General features: G+C 73.5%; 15 protein-coding genes. 11 read left to right on the forward strand and 4 right to left on the reverse strand.

The window, feature by feature from the left end; genetic code table 11:
• Positions 1–9: 9 nt before the first annotated feature.
• From QSK21_RS05330 to aroQ, 3 genes are read left to right on the forward strand one after another with little or no spacing between them, the layout of a single operon-like run.
• Positions 10–516 carry a shikimate kinase gene (locus QSK21_RS05330; protein ID WP_285694094.1) on the forward strand — a complete coding sequence of 169 codons (507 nt, stop codon included), beginning with the start codon at positions 10–12 and terminating at the stop codon, positions 514–516.
• A complete protein-coding gene (gene aroB / locus QSK21_RS05335) occupies positions 513–1,589 on the forward strand; it encodes a 3-dehydroquinate synthase (protein WP_285694095.1) in 1,077 nt (358 codons plus the stop codon). Before QSK21_RS05330 ends, aroB begins: the two co-directional genes overlap by 4 nt.
• Entirely contained in the window at positions 1,586–2,035 is a 450-nt protein-coding gene (gene aroQ / locus QSK21_RS05340) for a type II 3-dehydroquinate dehydratase (RefSeq protein WP_285694097.1), read from the forward strand. The genes aroB and aroQ overlap by 4 nt, the downstream gene beginning before the upstream one ends.
• Before the next feature lie 6 nt (positions 2,036–2,041).
• Here aroQ and QSK21_RS05345 read toward each other — a convergent pair whose 3' ends face one another.
• A complete protein-coding gene (locus QSK21_RS05345) occupies positions 2,042–2,617 on the reverse strand; it encodes a TetR/AcrR family transcriptional regulator (RefSeq protein WP_285694099.1) in 576 nt (191 codons plus the stop codon).
• Between the two features lie 205 nt (positions 2,618–2,822).
• Between QSK21_RS05345 and QSK21_RS05350 the strand changes: the two genes are divergently transcribed.
• The 8 genes from QSK21_RS05350 to QSK21_RS05385 all read left to right on the forward strand — a co-directional run bounded on the left by QSK21_RS05350 (position 2,823) and on the right by QSK21_RS05385 (position 9,639).
• Entirely contained in the window at positions 2,823–3,488 is a 666-nt protein-coding gene (locus tag QSK21_RS05350; protein WP_285694100.1) for an enoyl-CoA hydratase/isomerase family protein, read from the forward strand.
• 81 nt (positions 3,489–3,569) lie between these two features.
• Positions 3,570–4,616, forward strand: a complete 1,047-nt coding sequence (locus QSK21_RS05355; protein ID WP_285694101.1) for an LLM class F420-dependent oxidoreductase — start codon at positions 3,570–3,572, stop codon at positions 4,614–4,616.
• Positions 4,617–4,683: 67 nt separating this feature from the next.
• Entirely contained in the window at positions 4,684–5,760 is a 1,077-nt protein-coding gene (locus tag QSK21_RS05360) for a M24 family metallopeptidase (RefSeq protein ID WP_285694102.1), read from the forward strand.
• A gap of 81 nt (positions 5,761–5,841) precedes the next feature.
• The gene (gene efp, locus QSK21_RS05365; protein ID WP_285694103.1) at positions 5,842–6,399 is read left to right on the forward strand and encodes an elongation factor P; all 558 of its coding nucleotides are present in this window, start codon (positions 5,842–5,844) and stop codon (positions 6,397–6,399) included.
• A gap of 54 nt (positions 6,400–6,453) precedes the next feature.
• A complete protein-coding gene (nusB, locus tag QSK21_RS05370; protein ID WP_285694105.1) occupies positions 6,454–6,876 on the forward strand; it encodes a transcription antitermination factor NusB in 423 nt (140 codons plus the stop codon).
• Positions 6,877–6,921: 45 nt separating this feature from the next.
• Entirely contained in the window at positions 6,922–7,716 is a 795-nt protein-coding gene (locus tag QSK21_RS05375) for a methyltransferase domain-containing protein (RefSeq protein WP_285694106.1), read from the forward strand.
• A 66-nt stretch (positions 7,717–7,782) separates the two neighbouring features.
• Positions 7,783–9,069, forward strand: coding sequence for a DNA polymerase IV (locus QSK21_RS05380; protein WP_285694108.1), 1,287 nt, complete (start codon positions 7,783–7,785; stop codon positions 9,067–9,069).
• 150 nt (positions 9,070–9,219) lie between these two features.
• A complete protein-coding gene (locus QSK21_RS05385; RefSeq protein ID WP_285694109.1) occupies positions 9,220–9,639 on the forward strand; it encodes an SCO2097 family morphological protein in 420 nt (139 codons plus the stop codon).
• 228 nt (positions 9,640–9,867) lie between these two features.
• Here the strand turns inward: QSK21_RS05385 and QSK21_RS05390 are convergent, their stop codons facing one another.
• From QSK21_RS05390 to QSK21_RS05400, 3 genes are all read right to left on the reverse strand, one after another.
• Complete coding sequence (locus QSK21_RS05390; protein WP_285694110.1) at positions 9,868–12,474, reverse strand: transglutaminase TgpA family protein; 2,607 nt, start codon at positions 12,472–12,474, stop codon at positions 9,868–9,870.
• Complete coding sequence (locus QSK21_RS05395; protein WP_285694111.1) at positions 12,471–13,811, reverse strand: DUF58 domain-containing protein; 1,341 nt, start codon at positions 13,809–13,811, stop codon at positions 12,471–12,473. The genes QSK21_RS05390 and QSK21_RS05395 overlap by 4 nt, the downstream gene beginning before the upstream one ends.
• A gap of 208 nt (positions 13,812–14,019) precedes the next feature.
• The gene (locus tag QSK21_RS05400; protein WP_502871519.1) at positions 14,020–15,087 is read right to left on the reverse strand and encodes an AAA family ATPase; all 1,068 of its coding nucleotides are present in this window, start codon (positions 15,085–15,087) and stop codon (positions 14,020–14,022) included.
• Positions 15,088–15,130: the final 43 nt, after the last annotated feature.

A 15,130-nucleotide genomic window follows, 5' to 3' on the forward strand; every position in this document is an offset into this window, starting at 1 on the left:
GAGAGGACCATGGTGCGACCCAAGGCGGTGCTGATCGGCCCACCGGGCTCGGGCAAGACCACGGTCGGCACCGCGCTGGCCGGGCGGCTCGGGCTGCCGCTGCGCGACACCGACACCGATGTCGAGGCCGCCGCGGGCAAGCCGATCGGCGAGATCTTCATCGACGACGGCGAGGAGACCTTCAGGGCGCTGGAGCACGCCGCCGTGCGCGCGGCGCTGGCCGAACACGAGGGCGTCCTCGCCCTCGGCGGCGGCGCCGTCCTGCACCCGGAGACGCAGGAGCTGCTCGAAGCGGGCCACACGGTCGTCTACCTGCGGGTGGGCCTGTCGGAGGCGGTCAAGCGCGTCGGTCTCGCCTCGGCCAGGCCGCTGCTCGTGCTGAACCCGCGCAGTCAGCTCCGCAAGCTGCTGGAGGAGCGCCTGCCCATCTACGAGCGCCTGGGCACGCTGCACGTCGACACCGACGGCCGCGCCCCGGAGGAGATCGCCGACCAGATCGCCAAGGAGCTCGGGTGAGCGCCGGGACGATCAGGGTCGGCGGGGCCGACCCCTACGACGTGGTGATCGGCACCGGGATCTCCGGCGAGCTGCCGGGGCTGGTCGGGACGGCGGCACGGACGGTCGCGGTGATCCACGACGGCGCGCTGGCGGAGATCGCGCGGCCGGTCGTGACGGCCCTGGAGAAGGCCGGGTACCGCGTGGCGGCGCTGCCCGTCCCCCAGGGCGAGGCCGCCAAGGAGGCCGGTGTGGTCGTCGGGCTGTGGTCGCGGTTCGCCGAGCTGGGCATGACCCGTTCGGACGCGATCGTGGGCGTGGGCGGGGGAGCCACCACCGACCTCGCCGGATTCGCCGCTGCTTCCTGGCTGCGCGGCGTCCGGAGCGTGCTCGTTCCCACCACGCTGCTCGGCATGGTGGACGCGGCGGTCGGCGGCAAGACCGGCATCAACCTTCCCGAGGGGAAGAACCTCGTCGGCGCGTTCCACCCGCCGGGCGGTGTCCTGTGCGACCTGGCCACGCTGGCGACCATGCCTCGCGAGGACTACGTCAGCGGGCTCGCCGAGGTCATCAAGGCCGGCTTCATCGCCGACCCGGCCATCCTCGACCTGGTCGAGAAGGACCCCGCGGGCGCCGCGTCGCCGTCCGGGCCGCACACTTTGGAGCTGGTCGAGCGCGCCGTGCGGGTCAAGGCGGACGTGGTGTCCGCCGACCTGCGGGAGGCCGGGCTCCGCGAGATCCTGAACTACGGCCACACCCTCGCGCACGCCATCGAGAAGGAGGAGGACTACCGGTTCCGGCACGGCCACGCCGTCGCGATCGGCATGGTGTACGCCGCCGAGCTGTCCGCCCTCGCCGGGCGCCTCTCCGGGGACGTGGTGGCGCGGCACCGCTCGGTGCTGACCGGCACCGGGCTGCCCGTGTCGTACCGCGCCGGGGCGTGGCCCGCGCTGCGCGCCGCCATGGCCATCGACAAGAAGTCGCGGGGCTCCACGCTGCGCTTCGTCGTCCTGGACGGCCTCGCCGAGCCGGGCCGCCTGGAGGGCCCGGCGGAGGAGCTCCTCGCGGCCGCCTACGAGAGGGTCGCCCGATGAACAGAGTGCTCGTGCTGAACGGTCCGAACCTGCGGCGCCTCGGGGTGCGGGAACCGGAGGTGTACGGGTCGGCGACCTTCGAGGACCTGACCGCGCTGTGCCGCGACGCCGCGCGGCGGCTCGACCTCCAGGTGGACGTGCGGCAGACCGACGACGAGGCGGAGATGATCCGCTGGGTGCACGAGGCGGCCGACGAGCGGCTGCCCGTGGTGCTGAACCCGGCGGCGTTCACGCACTACTCCTACGCGCTGCGGGACGCGCTGGCGCAGCTCAAAGCACCGCTGGTCGAGGTGCACATCTCCAATCCCGCGGCCCGGGAGGAGTTCCGGCACACCTCGGTCGTCGCGGGCGTGGCGACGGGCACGGTCGCCGGGTTCGGGATGATGTCGTACGTCCTGGCGTTGCAGGCCGTCGCCGAGCTGCTCGCGGGCGGCGGCACGGACTGAGCCCGGTCAGGGGCCGCTCGCGGCGGCGCGGACCAGGTCCTTGAGCTCGGCGACGACCTCGTCCAGCGGGCGGACGTCGCGGTGGGCACGGCACAGGATGGTGGCGCCCTCGACGGCGGCGACGATCAGCGTGGCCAGCCGGACGGCGCGCCGCTCCGGGACCCCCGCGTTCTCCAGCCCGGTGGCCAGGGTGTCCTGCCAGCGGCCGAACGCGGCGGCGGTGGCGGCGGCGAGCCGCGGCGCCTCCTGGTGCGACTCGACGGTGACCGCGACGATCGGGCAGCCGGCCCGGAACTCGCTCTTGACCAGCACCTGCCGCCACCAGGTGACGAACGCCTCCACGGCCGAGGCGGCGTCGCCGCCCTCGACGGCCGCCTGGATGCCGGCGTTGAGGAAGTCGCCGGCGTAGCGCACCGCCTCCTCGGCCAGCTGGGTCTTGCCGCCGGGGAAGTGGTGGTAGATCGAGCCGCGCGGGGCGCCGCTGTGCGCGATGACGTCGCGGAATCCGGTGCCGCTGTACCCGCGCTCGCGGAAGAGGTAGGCGGCGCTGCGCACCATGCGTTCCCGGCTGTCGGTCCCCATACAGCGATTATGACATTCATCATATGAAGAAGCGCTTCTCCATGATGCTCGTCATAGGGATGATTCGCTATGACGAACGTAATACCGAGCGTGAGGCGGGTCGCCATGGACGGACGGCCGACCGCGGGACTGGAGCAGCTCCGGACCCTGCTGGGACAGAACGGCGAGCATGATCTTCCAGCCCCGGCGGTGAAGGGAGCCCGGTGTGATCGACCTGCGACGTGAGGGCGCGGTGTTCGTCCTGCGGTACGACGAGGGGGAGAACCGGTTCTCCCCCGGGTTCCTCGACGAGGTCGGCGGCGCCCTGGACGAGGTGGAGAAGGCGGACGGGCCGCGCGCCCTGGTCACCGTCGGGACCGGCAGGTTCTACTCCAACGGCCTCGACCTGGACTGGCTGGGGGCCAACCCCGGGTCACTGGAGGAGTACCTCGCCCGCGTCCACGCCCTGTTCGCCCGGCTCCTGACCTTCCCCATGCCGACCGTCGCGGCGGTCAACGGCCACGCGTTCGCGGGCGGGGCCATGCTGGTGCTCTGCCACGACTTCGCCGTCATGCGCACCGGCCGCGGCTACTTCTGCCTGCCCGAGGTCGATCTGGGCATGAGCTTCACGCCGGGGATGAACGCGGTGATCTCGTCCCGGCTGCCGGTGGCCGTCGCGCACGAGGCGATGCTCACCGGGCGCCGGTACACGGCGGAGGAGGCGCTGGCCGCCGGGATCGTCGCGGGCACCGCGGACGAGGCCGGGGTGCTGCCCGCGGCGATCGAGAAGGCCGCGGCCCTGGCGGGCAAGGACGGCGCGGTGATCGGCAGGATCCGCGCGGACCTGTACGGACGGGCGGTCGAGGCGTTGCGCGGCCCCGCCCTGGGGTGACCGGACCCGTCACCCTAGAATCCGATTCGGTCGTTGGCCAAGACACGCCGCGGACTCCGCGGGACTCAGGAGGGATGCCGGATGCGCATCGGGATGGGCCTCAACTACGCGGGCGGCTTCAAGGAGACCGTCGACGAGCTCGCCGACTACGAGAAGGCCGGCCTGGACATCGTCTTCGTCCCGGAGGCGTACAGCTTCGACGCGGTGAGCCAGCTCGGCTACATCGCCGCCAAGACGCGGCGGCTCGAACTGGCCTCGGGGATCCTGCCGCTCTACTCCCGCACCCCGACCCTGCTCGCGATGACCGCGGCCGGGCTCGACTACGTCTCCGACGGGCGGTTCTCGCTGGGCATCGGCGCGTCCGGCCCGCAGGTGATCGAGGGCTTCCACGGCGTCCCGTACACCGCGCCGCTCGGCCGCACCCGCGAGATCATCGAGATCTGCCGCAAGGTGTGGCGCCGGGAACGGCTGGAGCACCAGGGCCGGCACTACACGCTGCCGCTGCCCCCCGACCAGGGCACCGGCCTCGGCAAGGCCCTCAAGATCATCAACCGTCCGGTGCGGCCGGACATCCCCATCCTGGTCGCCGCGATCGGCCCCAAGAACGTGCGGCTGGCCGCCGAGATCGCGGACGGCTGGGAGCCGATCTTCTACGTCCCGGAGAAGGCCGCCGAGGTGTGGGGCGAGTCCCTGGCCGAGGGCAGGGCCGAGCGCGACCCCGCCCTGGGCGAGCTGGACGTCATCGGCCAGGCCCCGCTGGCCATCGGCGACGACGTCCAGGGGTTCCTGGAGTTCGGCCGCCCGATGGCCGCGCTCTACATCGGCGGCATGGGCGCCAAGGGCCGCAACTTCTACAACGACCTGTGCCGCCGGTACGGGTGGGAGAAGGAGGCCGAGGAGATCCAGGATCTCTACCTGGACGGCAAGAAGGACGAGGCCGCGGCCAAGGTGCCGCGCGAGCTGCTGGAGAAGATGTCCCTGATCGGCTCGGAGGGCCACGTCCGCGAGCGCCTGTCGGCCCTGAAGGAGTCCGGCGTCACCACCCTCAACGTCACCCCCATCGCGGGCGACCACAAGGGCCGCCTGGCCCTCATCGAGAAGATCAAGGACATGGCGGCGGAGGCGTGACCTCCTGAGCACCTCCTGAGCACGGCCTGAGTTCGGGGCGGCGCGGCGGCCGCCATAGGGTACGGCCATGGGAGAGCAGCACGTGAGGCGGCGGGCGGCGCTCGCCGCCCGGATCGCCGCCGACGCCGATGCCGTGCTCGTCACGCGGCTGGTCAACGTCCGGTACCTGACCGGGCTGGACAGTTCCAACGCCGCGCTGCTGGTGGCCGCCGACGGCGGTGCCGTGCTGTGCACCGACCCGCGCTACGCCGGCACCGCCGAGCGGATCTGCCCGGAGCTGGAGCTGGTCGTCGCGCGGCCCACCGCCGTCGCCCTCACCTCGCGGGCCGCGGAGGACGGCATGGGACGGCTGGCCTTCGAGGCGCACGACGTCACCGTCGAGCGGCACGCCGAGCTGGAGGCGGTCGACGACGCCCCCGAGCTGCGCCCCGCGGGCCGTCCCGTGGAGGAGCTGCGCATGGTCAAGGACGAGGACGAGATCGACCTGCTGCGCGAGGCATGCGCGATCTCCGACCGGGCCTTCGCCGGCCTGCTCACCACCCTGCGCCCCGGCATGACCGAACGGGACGCGGCGATCGACCTGGAGCGCCGCATGGTCGACCTGGGCGCCGAGAGCCCCGCGTTCGACACCATCGTCGCGTCCGGGCCCAACGGCGCCATCCCGCACCACCGCCCGGGGGACCGGGCGCTGGCCAAGGGCGACCTGGTCACCTTCGACTTCGGCGCCCGCTACGGCGGCTACCACGCCGACATGACCCGTACCGTCGCGCTGGGCGAGCCCGCGGACTGGCAGCGCGAGGTGTACGACCTGGTGCGCGCGGCGCAGCGGGCCGGGGTCGAGGCCGCGGTGCCCGGCGCCGCGACCAGGGAGGTGGACGCCGCGGCCCGCGACGTCATCAAGGACGCGGGGTACGGCGACCACTTCACCCACGGTCTCGGGCACGGCGTGGGCCTGGAGATCCACGAGGCCCCGCTCATGGGGTACGACAAGACCGGTAAGCTGAGGGACCGAGTTCCGATCACCGCCGAGCCCGGGGTCTACCTCGCCGGCCGGGGCGGGGTCCGCATCGAGGACACGCTGGTCGTCCGGGCGAGCGGGCCGGAGCTCCTCACCGAGACGACCAGGGAACTGCTCGTCCTCTGAACGCCGGGCCAGGCCCGCGGGGGCGGACGGACGGGCGGGACGAACGACCGAGGCGGGAGGGACCCGCCGGGAGAGGACGCCGTGGCGACGACGAACGACCTGAAGAACGGCATGACGCTGAACCTGGACGGCCAGCTGTGGACGGTCCTGGAGTTCCAGCACGTCAAGCCCGGCAAGGGCGGCGCGTTCGTCCGGACCAAGCTCAAGAACGTGCTGTCGGGCAAGGTCGTGGACCGGACCTTCAACGCCGGCACCAAGGTCGACGTGGCGACCGTCGACAAGCGGGAGATGCAGTACCTCTACCGCGAGGGCGAGGACTTCGTCTTCATGGACACCGAGACCTACGACCAGCCGCACATCCCGGGCACCGTCGTGGGGACCGCGGCCGACTACCTGCTGCCCGAGCAGAACGCGGTGATCGCCTTCAACGACGACAACCCGCTGTACGTGGAGCTGCCCGCGGCCGTCGTGCTGGAGGTCACCCAGACCGAGCCCGGCCTTCAGGGCGACCGCTCCACGGGCGGCACCAAGCCCGCCACGCTGGAGACCGGGGCGCAGATCAACGTGCCGCTGTTCATCACCACCGGCGAGAAGGTCAAGGTCGACACCCGGTCCGGCGAATACCTCGGCCGCGCTTGATGGCCGTTCCTCCCCCGGCGCGGCACCCGGAGACACGAGCCCAGAGGCGAGGTCATGGCCGCCCGCACTAAGGCGCGCAGGCTGGCGCTGGACATCCTGTTCGCCGCCGAGCTGCGCGAAGAGAGCCCGGTCGCCGTGCTGGAGCAGCGCGGCCGCCCCAACCAGGACGAGCTGTCGGCCTTCGACCACGCGGTACGGCTGGTGCGCGGCGTCCAGGAGCACCGTGAGCGCATCGACGAGCTGCTGTCCACCTACGCCGCCGGCTGGACGCTGGACCGGATGCCCGCGGTCGACCGCAACATCCTGCGGATGGGCGCGTTCGAGCTGCTGTGGGTGGACGACGTCCCGGACGGTGTGGCGGTGAGCGAGGCGGTGGCGCTGGCCACCGACCTGTCCACCGACGAGTCCCCCCGGTTCGTCAACGGCCTGCTGGCGCGGCTCCAGCAGCTCAAACCGTCCCTCTCGCTGGACGGCTAGGCCCCCGCGGACGGGCCCGGCTGGCTAGGGTGGGTGCCACGAGGGATGAGCAGGCCAGAGGAGCGCGACATCAAGGGATCCGGCACGGCCGCCCGGCAGGGGCGATGGCCCCGCGGCGGCGGCAAGGTGCGCAGCGCCGTCCTGTGGGACGCGCTGCGCAAGGTGCTGGACCGCCTCGACCCCGGAGCGACCCCCCACGACATCGTCGACGTCGGCGGCGGCACGGGCGGTTTCGCGGTGCCGATGGCCGAGCTGGGGCACCGGGTGACGGTGGTCGACTCCAGCCTGGACGCGCTGGCCGCCCTGGAACGCCGCGCCGCGGAGTCGGGCGTCACCGTGCACGCGGTGCAGGGCGACGCGGTCGACCTGCCCGACCTGCTCGGCCGGGACGCCGCCGACCTGGTGCTGTGCCACAGCGTGCTGGAGTACGTGGACGACCCGGCCGCGGCGATGGCCGCGCTGACCGCCACCGTCCGCGCCGGCGGGTCGGTGAGCGTGCTGGTCCCCGGCCAGGTCGCGGCGGCGCTGCACCGCGCGCTCGCCGGGCATTTCGACGACGCCCGCCGGGCGCTGACCGACCCGTCCGGGCGCTGGGGCGAGCACGACCACACGCCCCGCCGGTTCACCCGCCAGTCGCTGTCGGCGCTCGTGGAGAACGCCGGTCTGCGGGTCGGCGCGCTGCACGGGGTGCGGATCTTCGCCGATCTGGTGCCGAACGGGCTGCTGGAGGCCGAGCAGGACGCCGAGTCGCTGATCGCGCTGGAGGCGGTCGCGGCCGTCCACCCGGTCCTGCGGGAGCTGGCCACCCAGTTGCACGTGGTCGCGGACCGTGTTCGCTAGCGTGTCCGCCGGCAGGCACCCCCGGCGCCGGGCGCCGCGTGCGATCGCCGTGGCAGAGGTGGCCGGATGAGCCGTAAGCAGCAACTGCACCGGCCGGGGCCGCAACCGGGGCCTCCGGCCGACGACTCCGGGTGCCCGATCCTCCATGTCGACATGGACGCGTTCTTCGTCAGCGTGGAACTGCTGGAGCGGCCCGAGCTGCGCGGGCGTCCCGTGATCGTGGGCGGGGTGGGGGCGCGCGGCGTGGTGTCGGCGGCCTCCTACGAGGCGCGCGAGTACGGCGTCCACTCGGCGATGCCGATGAGCAGGGCCCGGCGGCTGTGCCCGCAGGCGGTGGTGCTGCCGCCCAGGCACAAGCGGTACGCGAAGGTGTCGGCCGCCGTGTTCGAGATCTTCCGTACCGTCACCCCGCTGGTCGAGCCGCTGTCGCTGGACGAGGCGTTCCTGGACGTGGCGGGTGCGCGGCGCCGCCTGGGCCCGCCCGCGGCGATCGCGGCGGCGCTCAGGGAGCAGGTGCGCGAGCAGCAGGGCATCACCTGCTCGGTGGGGGTGGCGTCCACCAAGTTCGTCGCCAAGCTCGCCTCCACCCGGTGCAAGCCGGACGGTCTGCTGGTGGTGCCCGCCGACGGTGTCGAGGAGTTCCTGCATCCGCTGCCCGTGGCCGCCCTGTGGGGGGTCGGGGAGCGCACCGAGGAGGCCCTGACCCGCCTCGGGCTGCGGACCGTGGGCCAGCTCGCCCGCGTCCCCCTGGCCACGCTCCAGCGCGAGCTGGGCAACGCGGTGGGAAGCCACCTGAACGAGCTGTCGTGGGGACGGGACCCGCGCCCGGTCGTCCCGCGCACCCCCGACAAGAGCATCGGCGCCGAGGAGACCTTCGCCACCGACGTCGACGACCCGGAGATCATCCGGCGGGAGCTGCTGCGGCTGGCCGAGAAGGTGGGCGCCAGGCTCCGTGCGAGCGGGAACGCGGGCCGCACGGTGAGCGTCAAACTGAGAATGGCGAACTTCAAGACCATCACCCGGTCGCGCACGCTGCGCGAGCCCACCGATCTCGCCCGTGTGATCTACATCACAGCAACTGAGCTGTACGAAGGGGCGGGCCTGGAACGGGTACGACTCCGGCTGGTGGGCGTCCGGGTGGAGAACCTGGGGCCCGCCGACCAGGCCCCCCGCCAGCTGGCCCTCGACGAACCCGAGATCGGCTGGAGAGAGGCCGAACGCGCGATGGACCAGGTCGCGCACCGGTTCGGCAGCGGTGCCGTCCGGCCGGCCGCGCTGGTCCGCCGCGCGACCCACGGTGAGGCAGAAGGTGAGGCCCGAGAAGGCTCACGAGACGGCAGGGACGTACGGTAATGAGAGCGCACGCGGAGTTGACCCCCATATGGTCTTGGGTTGGCCGTTCGCTTTCGTCCCCTCCCCGCGACTCGTATTCTGGGCATATCACCGTTGAGGTTCCCGTCCTGCACCGGATACCCCGTCGCGGGGCTGTCGTTGGGAGGCGCCGTGCCGCTGTCTGAGCACGAGCAGCGCATGCTCGACCAGATCGAGCAGGCGTTGTACGCCGAGGATCCGAAGTTCGCTCACGCGGTCCGCTCGACCAACCCACAGGTCCATTACAAGCGCCGGATCGTCAAGGCCACCCTCGGTTTCGTGGTGGGCGTGTGCGCGCTGATGACCGGCCTGGTCATGAACGCCGGAACGGTCACGGTCGCCGTGAGCGTGACCGGCTTCCTGCTCATGGTCGTCTGTTGCGTCTGGGCGCTGACCAGTTGGAAGCGCATGACCGGGGTCGGCGCCGAACCCGCCGTTCCGGGTGAGGGCGACGCCGGGGGAGGCCGCCAGGCCCGCCGGGGCCGCGCCGGCCGCCGCGGCTTCATGGAGCGGATGGAGGAGCGCTGGCGCCGCCGCACCGAGGGGGAGTGAAAGGCCTCCGCGGGGGCGACCCCCGGAACCCCTGGTGGCGTCCCGCCCGATAGCCCCCTGCCCGCGAGCGACCGCCCGGCATGATCGCCGGTGGCCGCGCCGCACGCCGCGATCCCAGCGACACGGACAGCACGACACGAGACGGCAGGACCTGAGAACGCCATGCCGCCCGTGGCCCGCAGCCACGAGGCGGCTTTCGCGTTTCCGGGGCCGGGCCGCCCGCCGGTGTCAGCGGTCGGCGGGCGGCAGGAACGCGCGGGCCACGCGTTCGGCGATGGCGGTGTTCAGACGGCTGGCGGCCTCGAGGACGCGGGACCAGGTGCTGCCGAACGTGGCGATGCTCGACGGCGGCAGGTAACGGGCGCGCAGCCGGGCGCGGCGGCCCACCGCCGAGGCGAACGCCTGCCGCACCGCCTTCACGTCCGCCTGAAGGGACTCGGCGGGCGCCGGAGGAAGGCTCCGCGCGTACCTGGCCAGTTCCTCCGCGCGGGCGATGCGTCCCAAAGCCTTGGCGCTCTCGGTGTCGAGTTCGAGATGCTCGCCCAGGCGGCGGACGGTCGCGCGCGGGCTGTCACTGGCACGCCAGGGCAGGCCGTGGTCGAGGGCGTCCGCGCGCATCTCCTGCCACGCCGCGTGCGCCACCTCGGCCGGGTCGGGCCGTGACCTGCCTTTCACCCCGTCGAATTCGCGTCCGGCCGCGTTTTCGCGAGGGCCGCCGACCGCGGTGCCCGGCGCGGGCCGGCGCCGCCACCGGCCCAGCATCGAGGCGGCCTTCGGCGCGGGACCGCCCGCCGGGGTCCTTCCCAGGACGGCCGCCGCCCAGCGCCGCCTGCGCATCAGCGCCCTGGCGGTCATCGGCGCCGAGAGGATCAACGCGGCCAGGAGGCCCGCGGCGATCCAGCCCCAGGGCAGTCCGTCGTCGTCCTGCCGCTGCTCCGCCAGGCCCGCGGGACCCAGGTCCTCGGGCTGGTCGCGCTGCGCCTGCTCCGGGGCGGCGCTCGGGTCCGCGGACGCCGAGTCGGTCGGGACCGGCGACGTCGGCTCCTCCTGCTGACCGCCCTCACCGGTGACATTGGGGTCGGAGTAGGGCGGCGTGAACGCCGTGCCCTGCCCGGCCGGCCCGCTGGGGGTGGGCTCGAAACGCACCCAGCCGGTCCCCGGGAAGTACAGCTCGGGCCAGGCGTGCGCGTCGCGCGACCGCACGACCCAGGTGTCCCGCGAGGTCTGGGTGCCGGGCGTGTAGCCCATCGCGACCCGGGACGGGATGCCCAGGATCCTCGCCAGCAGGGCCATCGCGGCGGCGTACTGCTCGCAGTACCCGCGCTTGGTGTTCTGCAGGAAGTCGACGAGGTCGTTGCCGTGCTGCGGCGGTGGCGCCGCCAGGTCGTACTGGAAGCCGCCCTCGGTGGTGAACCACCGTTGCAGCCGTACCGCCTGGTCGTGCGCGCTGGTGGCGCCGTTGGTGACGTCCCGCGCGAGCTGGTGGATCTGCGGCGGGATGTTCCTGGGCACCCGGGTGTAGTGCTGGATGATGTCGTTGGGATAGCCGCTCGAATCGGCCAGTTGCTCCGGGGTGGGCTGCGCCCGCAGGCTCGTCACGTCGTAGGAGCGGCCGCCCGCCGAGTCGCGCAGCGAATAGACCATCAGCGACTGCGGGTCCACCCGCCAGTCGCCCTCGATCGACACCTGCGCCGGCGCGTACGGCAGCGGCAGGAACGTCAGGTCCCGCACCCTGCGCTGGATGCGGATCGACGTCTGCACCACGGTGACGCCCGTCATCCGCGTCAGGCCGGGCGGCGGGGGCAGCCGTCGCTCGAAGAGCCGGTCGAGCCGGTCCCGTGCGGTGCTCTCCAGCGGGCTGTAGGTCCAGCGGTCGCCGTCGAACCGGTCCAGCGAGTACAGGCGCAGGTAGTCCGGGCGCGGGTCGGTGGTGCGGTAGGTCAGCACCACCGAGTCGTCGGCCCTGGTCAGCTCGCGTTTCAGGCTGACGAGCGGATCCGGCGTGGTCACCGTCTGGGTGCCGCCGCCACGGCCGCCGCCGGTGCCCATCCCGAACAGGCCGCGCGGGTGGATGCCGGGGACCGCGACCGGCACCAGCACCGCGATCGCCACCGCGGCCAGGCCGATCCGCCGCCCGCTCGCCGCCAGCGCGCTGGAGTCGGGCCTGGTCCGTCCCGCCTGGGACGTGGTGTTGCCGGCCATGGGGACGGCCTCGGTCCAGCGCCGCGTGTACACCACGCGGCCCCAGCCGCCCACGTTCTCGCGGGAGTCGGCGACCAGCAGGGCGAGGTAGCCCGCCGCGCCGATGCCGAAGGCCACGACGTTGATGCTGTCCTCGCGTACCGCGGCGGGCACGCTGTACATCGCCAGCAGCGGAAGCCCGGCGGGCGCCGCCCGCCGCAGCCGTGCCGCCAGCAGGTCGACCGTCACCGCGACCAGGCCGATGCCCGCCGTGGTCAGCAGCGCGATCCCCGGGACGAGGGGCACCGGCGCGGCGTAGCGGTTGGCGGCGTCCCAGCCCTCGCTCAGCAGGGCGCCCAGCCGGGAGACCGACCCCGGCGTCGGCACGACGCCCAGCAGGGCCTCGCCGGCGGTGAACCGCAGCGTCAGGTAGACCAGCAGGGCCGCGAGCCCCGCCAGCAGGCTGAAGGCGGGGTGCAGGGGGAACCGCCGCGCCAGCAGCCCGCCGCCCATGACGGCCAGCACGGCGCCGACGCCCGACCAGAACCACGGGCGGCCCGAATACAGCGGGTACAGCCCCGCGGCGCCGCACAGCGTGGCGATGCCGCCCATGACGGTCATGCGGAGGTTCAGCGCGCTGCGGCCCGTGTTCATGACACGCCCCTGGCCAGGTCACGGTCGTCACGGGACGAGGGATCCCCGGAGGACGCCCACGCACCGGCCAGCTCGGCGGCCGACCGCACGACGATCACCCGCCATCCGGCCGCGCGCAGCAGCCGCGCCTGGGCCTCGCCGCGATCGCCCCCGTCCGGTTCGGCGGCGTGCCGGGGCGGGGCCGCGTCCACGATGACGGCGATGGAGGTGCCGTTGCCGCGCCGTGCCGACGCGACCGTCCCCGCCTCCTCCGCGCTCAGGACGCCCAGCACCGCCACCACCAGGCCGTCGCCGTCCCGTCCCGTGCCGTTCGCGCCCGTACCGCCCGCGCCGCGCAGGGCGGCCAGCCCCGCGGTGAGCGACCGGTTCTTGGACATGCGCGCCATCGCCAGCGCCTCCAGCAGCGGGCCCTCGAAACCGCCCGCCCCCGAGCCGTCGCCCGCCGTGCCGCCCCCGGCGCCGGACATGCGCGGCAGCGCCTCACCCTGGTCGGTCACGAAGCGCAGGCCCAGCCCGGACCGGCCCAACTGCACGCCGATGGACGCGGCGATCGACACCGCCTGCTCGAACGAGGACGACGGCCCCTCGCCCCAGTACGCCATCCGCCGGGTGTCCAGGAAGAGCGTGCCGCTGGACTGCCAGTGCTGCTCCTCACGCCGCACCATCAGCTCGCCGCGCCTGGCCGTGGACCGCCAGTGGACGCGGCGCAGGTCGTCGCCATGCCGGTACTCGCGCGGCGCCACGTCGTCCTCACCGGCGGTGGCGACCGCCCGCGCGATGCTGTCGCCGCCGCCCGCCCACGCGCCGCCCGGCAGCTCCTGCGGCAGCGCCACGACCCGCGGGGTCACGGTCAGCGTGTCGGTCAGGCTGAACGAGCGGACCAGCTCCACCATCCCGAACGGGTCGGCCAGCCGCACCGTGAGCGGCCCCACCCGGTAGCGTCCCCGCACCTCCGACCGGACCCGGTAGCTCAGCTGCCGCGAGCCCTGCGGCTCGATCCTGTCGAGGACGAACCGCGCCCTGCCGCCCAGCGAGTGCGGCACCCGGTCCTCCACCATCAGCAGCCCGCTCGGCAGCCGCGAGACGTTCTCCAGTCGCAGGTCCATGCGGGCCTCGTGGCCCACCGGCAGCCGCGCCGGCTCCAGCCGGCGCGCGCAGGCCAGGCGGTACCGGGTCCGCGACACCGCCATGGTCGACAGCAGCGGCAGCACGAGCACCAGCACGCCCGCCCGCAGCAGATCGCGCTCGCCCAGCACGAACGCGCACACGATGGCCGTCGTTCCCGCGGCCACGAAGGACCGGCCACGTGTGGTCAGCCCCGCCAGCGCCTTCCTCAACGCTCACGCCTCGGTAGAAGTCATGCTCGGCCCGGTAGGGGTCATGCCGGGAGAGGCCATGCCCGCTCCCGGCTCGAATCCACGCTCGGCACGGCGGCCTCCGCTTCGTTCACGGGCCGGCACCGGCCCCGGTTCACGGGACGCGGTTCGCCCCGGCGTTCAGGTCGCACGGTCGGTGGCACGGTCGGTGGCACGGTCACGCCGCCGATCACGCCTGGGGGCTGGGCACCGGCAGCCGGGACACCAGGTCGGCCACCACGCGCTGGGGGTGACGCCGCTCGACCTGCGCCTCGGCCGTCGGCAGCAGCCGGTGCGCCAGCACCGGCACCGCCAGCTCCTGGACGTCGTCGGGCAGCACGTAGTCGCGCTCGTCCAGGGCGGCCCACGCGCGGGCCGCCCGCACCAGGTGCAGCGTGGCCCGGGGGGAGGCGCCGAGCCGCAGGTCCGGATGATTCCGGGTGGCGGTGACCAGGTCGATGGCGTACTGCCGCACCTGCGGCGCGACATGCTGGTGCCGCACCACCTCGATGAGGTCGCGTACGTCGCCCGCGTGCGCCACCGGGCGCAGCCGGTCCAGCGGGGACGTCTGCCCGTGCACGTCCAGCATCTCCAGCTCGGCGGCCTGGTCGGGATAGCCCATCGAGATCCGCGCGGTGAACCGGTCCCGCTGCGCCTCTGGCAGCGGGTAGGTGCCCTCCATCTCCACCGGGTTCTGCGTGGAGATCACCATGAACGGGCGCTCCAGCGGATAGGTGGTGCCGTCGACGGTGACCTGCCGCTCCTCCATGCACTCCAGCAGCGCCGACTGGGTCTTGGGCGAGGCCCGGTTGATCTCGTCGCCCACCACGATGTTGGCGAACACCGGCCCCGGCTTGAACTCGAACTCGCGCAGCTCCTGGTTGTAGGCGCTGACCCCGGTGATGTCGCTGGGCAGCAGGTCGGGCGTGAACTGCACGCGCCGCACCGAGCAGTCGATCGACCGGGCCAGCGCCTTGGCCAGCATCGTCTTGCCGACCCCCGGGACGTCCTCGATCAGCAGATGCCCCTCCGCCAGCAGCACCGTCAGCGCGAGCCTGACCACCCGGGGCTTGCCCTCGATCACCGACTCCACGGCGTCCCGGATCTTGCTGGCGACCTGGGCCAGGCCGTCCAGGCCGGGACCCGTGCCGGCGGGACGGTCGCGGGACGTGGACGCGCCGCCGCGGATCCCGCCCCCGGATCCGTCGGACAGCCCGTCGGGTGCGGCCGTTCGCCCGGGGCCGGCGGACGCGTCCATGAACGACTCGCCGTGCGTGCCTACTGCCACCAGCAACCCTCCT

It is taken from the genome of Actinomadura sp. NBRC 104412 (assembly GCF_030269515.1).
In the GTDB taxonomy this organism is placed as follows: Bacteria; Actinomycetota; Actinomycetes; order Streptosporangiales; family Streptosporangiaceae; genus Spirillospora.

Coding starts and splice junctions, on each gene's coding strand:
- QSK21_RS05400 (WP_502871519.1), bottom strand. CDS start 15,087: ATGGACGCGTCCGCCGGCCCCGGGCGAACGGCCGCACCCGACGGGCTG.
- QSK21_RS05330 (WP_285694094.1), top strand. CDS start 10: ATGGTGCGACCCAAGGCGGTGCTGATCGGCCCACCGGGCTCGGGCAAG.
- QSK21_RS05390 (WP_285694110.1), bottom strand. CDS start 12,474: ATGAACACGGGCCGCAGCGCGCTGAACCTCCGCATGACCGTCATGGGC.
- QSK21_RS05345 (WP_285694099.1), bottom strand. CDS start 2,617: ATGGGGACCGACAGCCGGGAACGCATGGTGCGCAGCGCCGCCTACCTC.
- QSK21_RS05355 (WP_285694101.1), top strand. CDS start 3,570: ATGCGCATCGGGATGGGCCTCAACTACGCGGGCGGCTTCAAGGAGACC.
- QSK21_RS05360 (WP_285694102.1), top strand. CDS start 4,684: ATGGGAGAGCAGCACGTGAGGCGGCGGGCGGCGCTCGCCGCCCGGATC.
- aroQ (WP_285694097.1), top strand. CDS start 1,586: ATGAACAGAGTGCTCGTGCTGAACGGTCCGAACCTGCGGCGCCTCGGG.
- nusB (WP_285694105.1), top strand. CDS start 6,454: ATGGCCGCCCGCACTAAGGCGCGCAGGCTGGCGCTGGACATCCTGTTC.
- QSK21_RS05375 (WP_285694106.1), top strand. CDS start 6,922: ATGAGCAGGCCAGAGGAGCGCGACATCAAGGGATCCGGCACGGCCGCC.
- QSK21_RS05380 (WP_285694108.1), top strand. CDS start 7,783: ATGAGCCGTAAGCAGCAACTGCACCGGCCGGGGCCGCAACCGGGGCCT.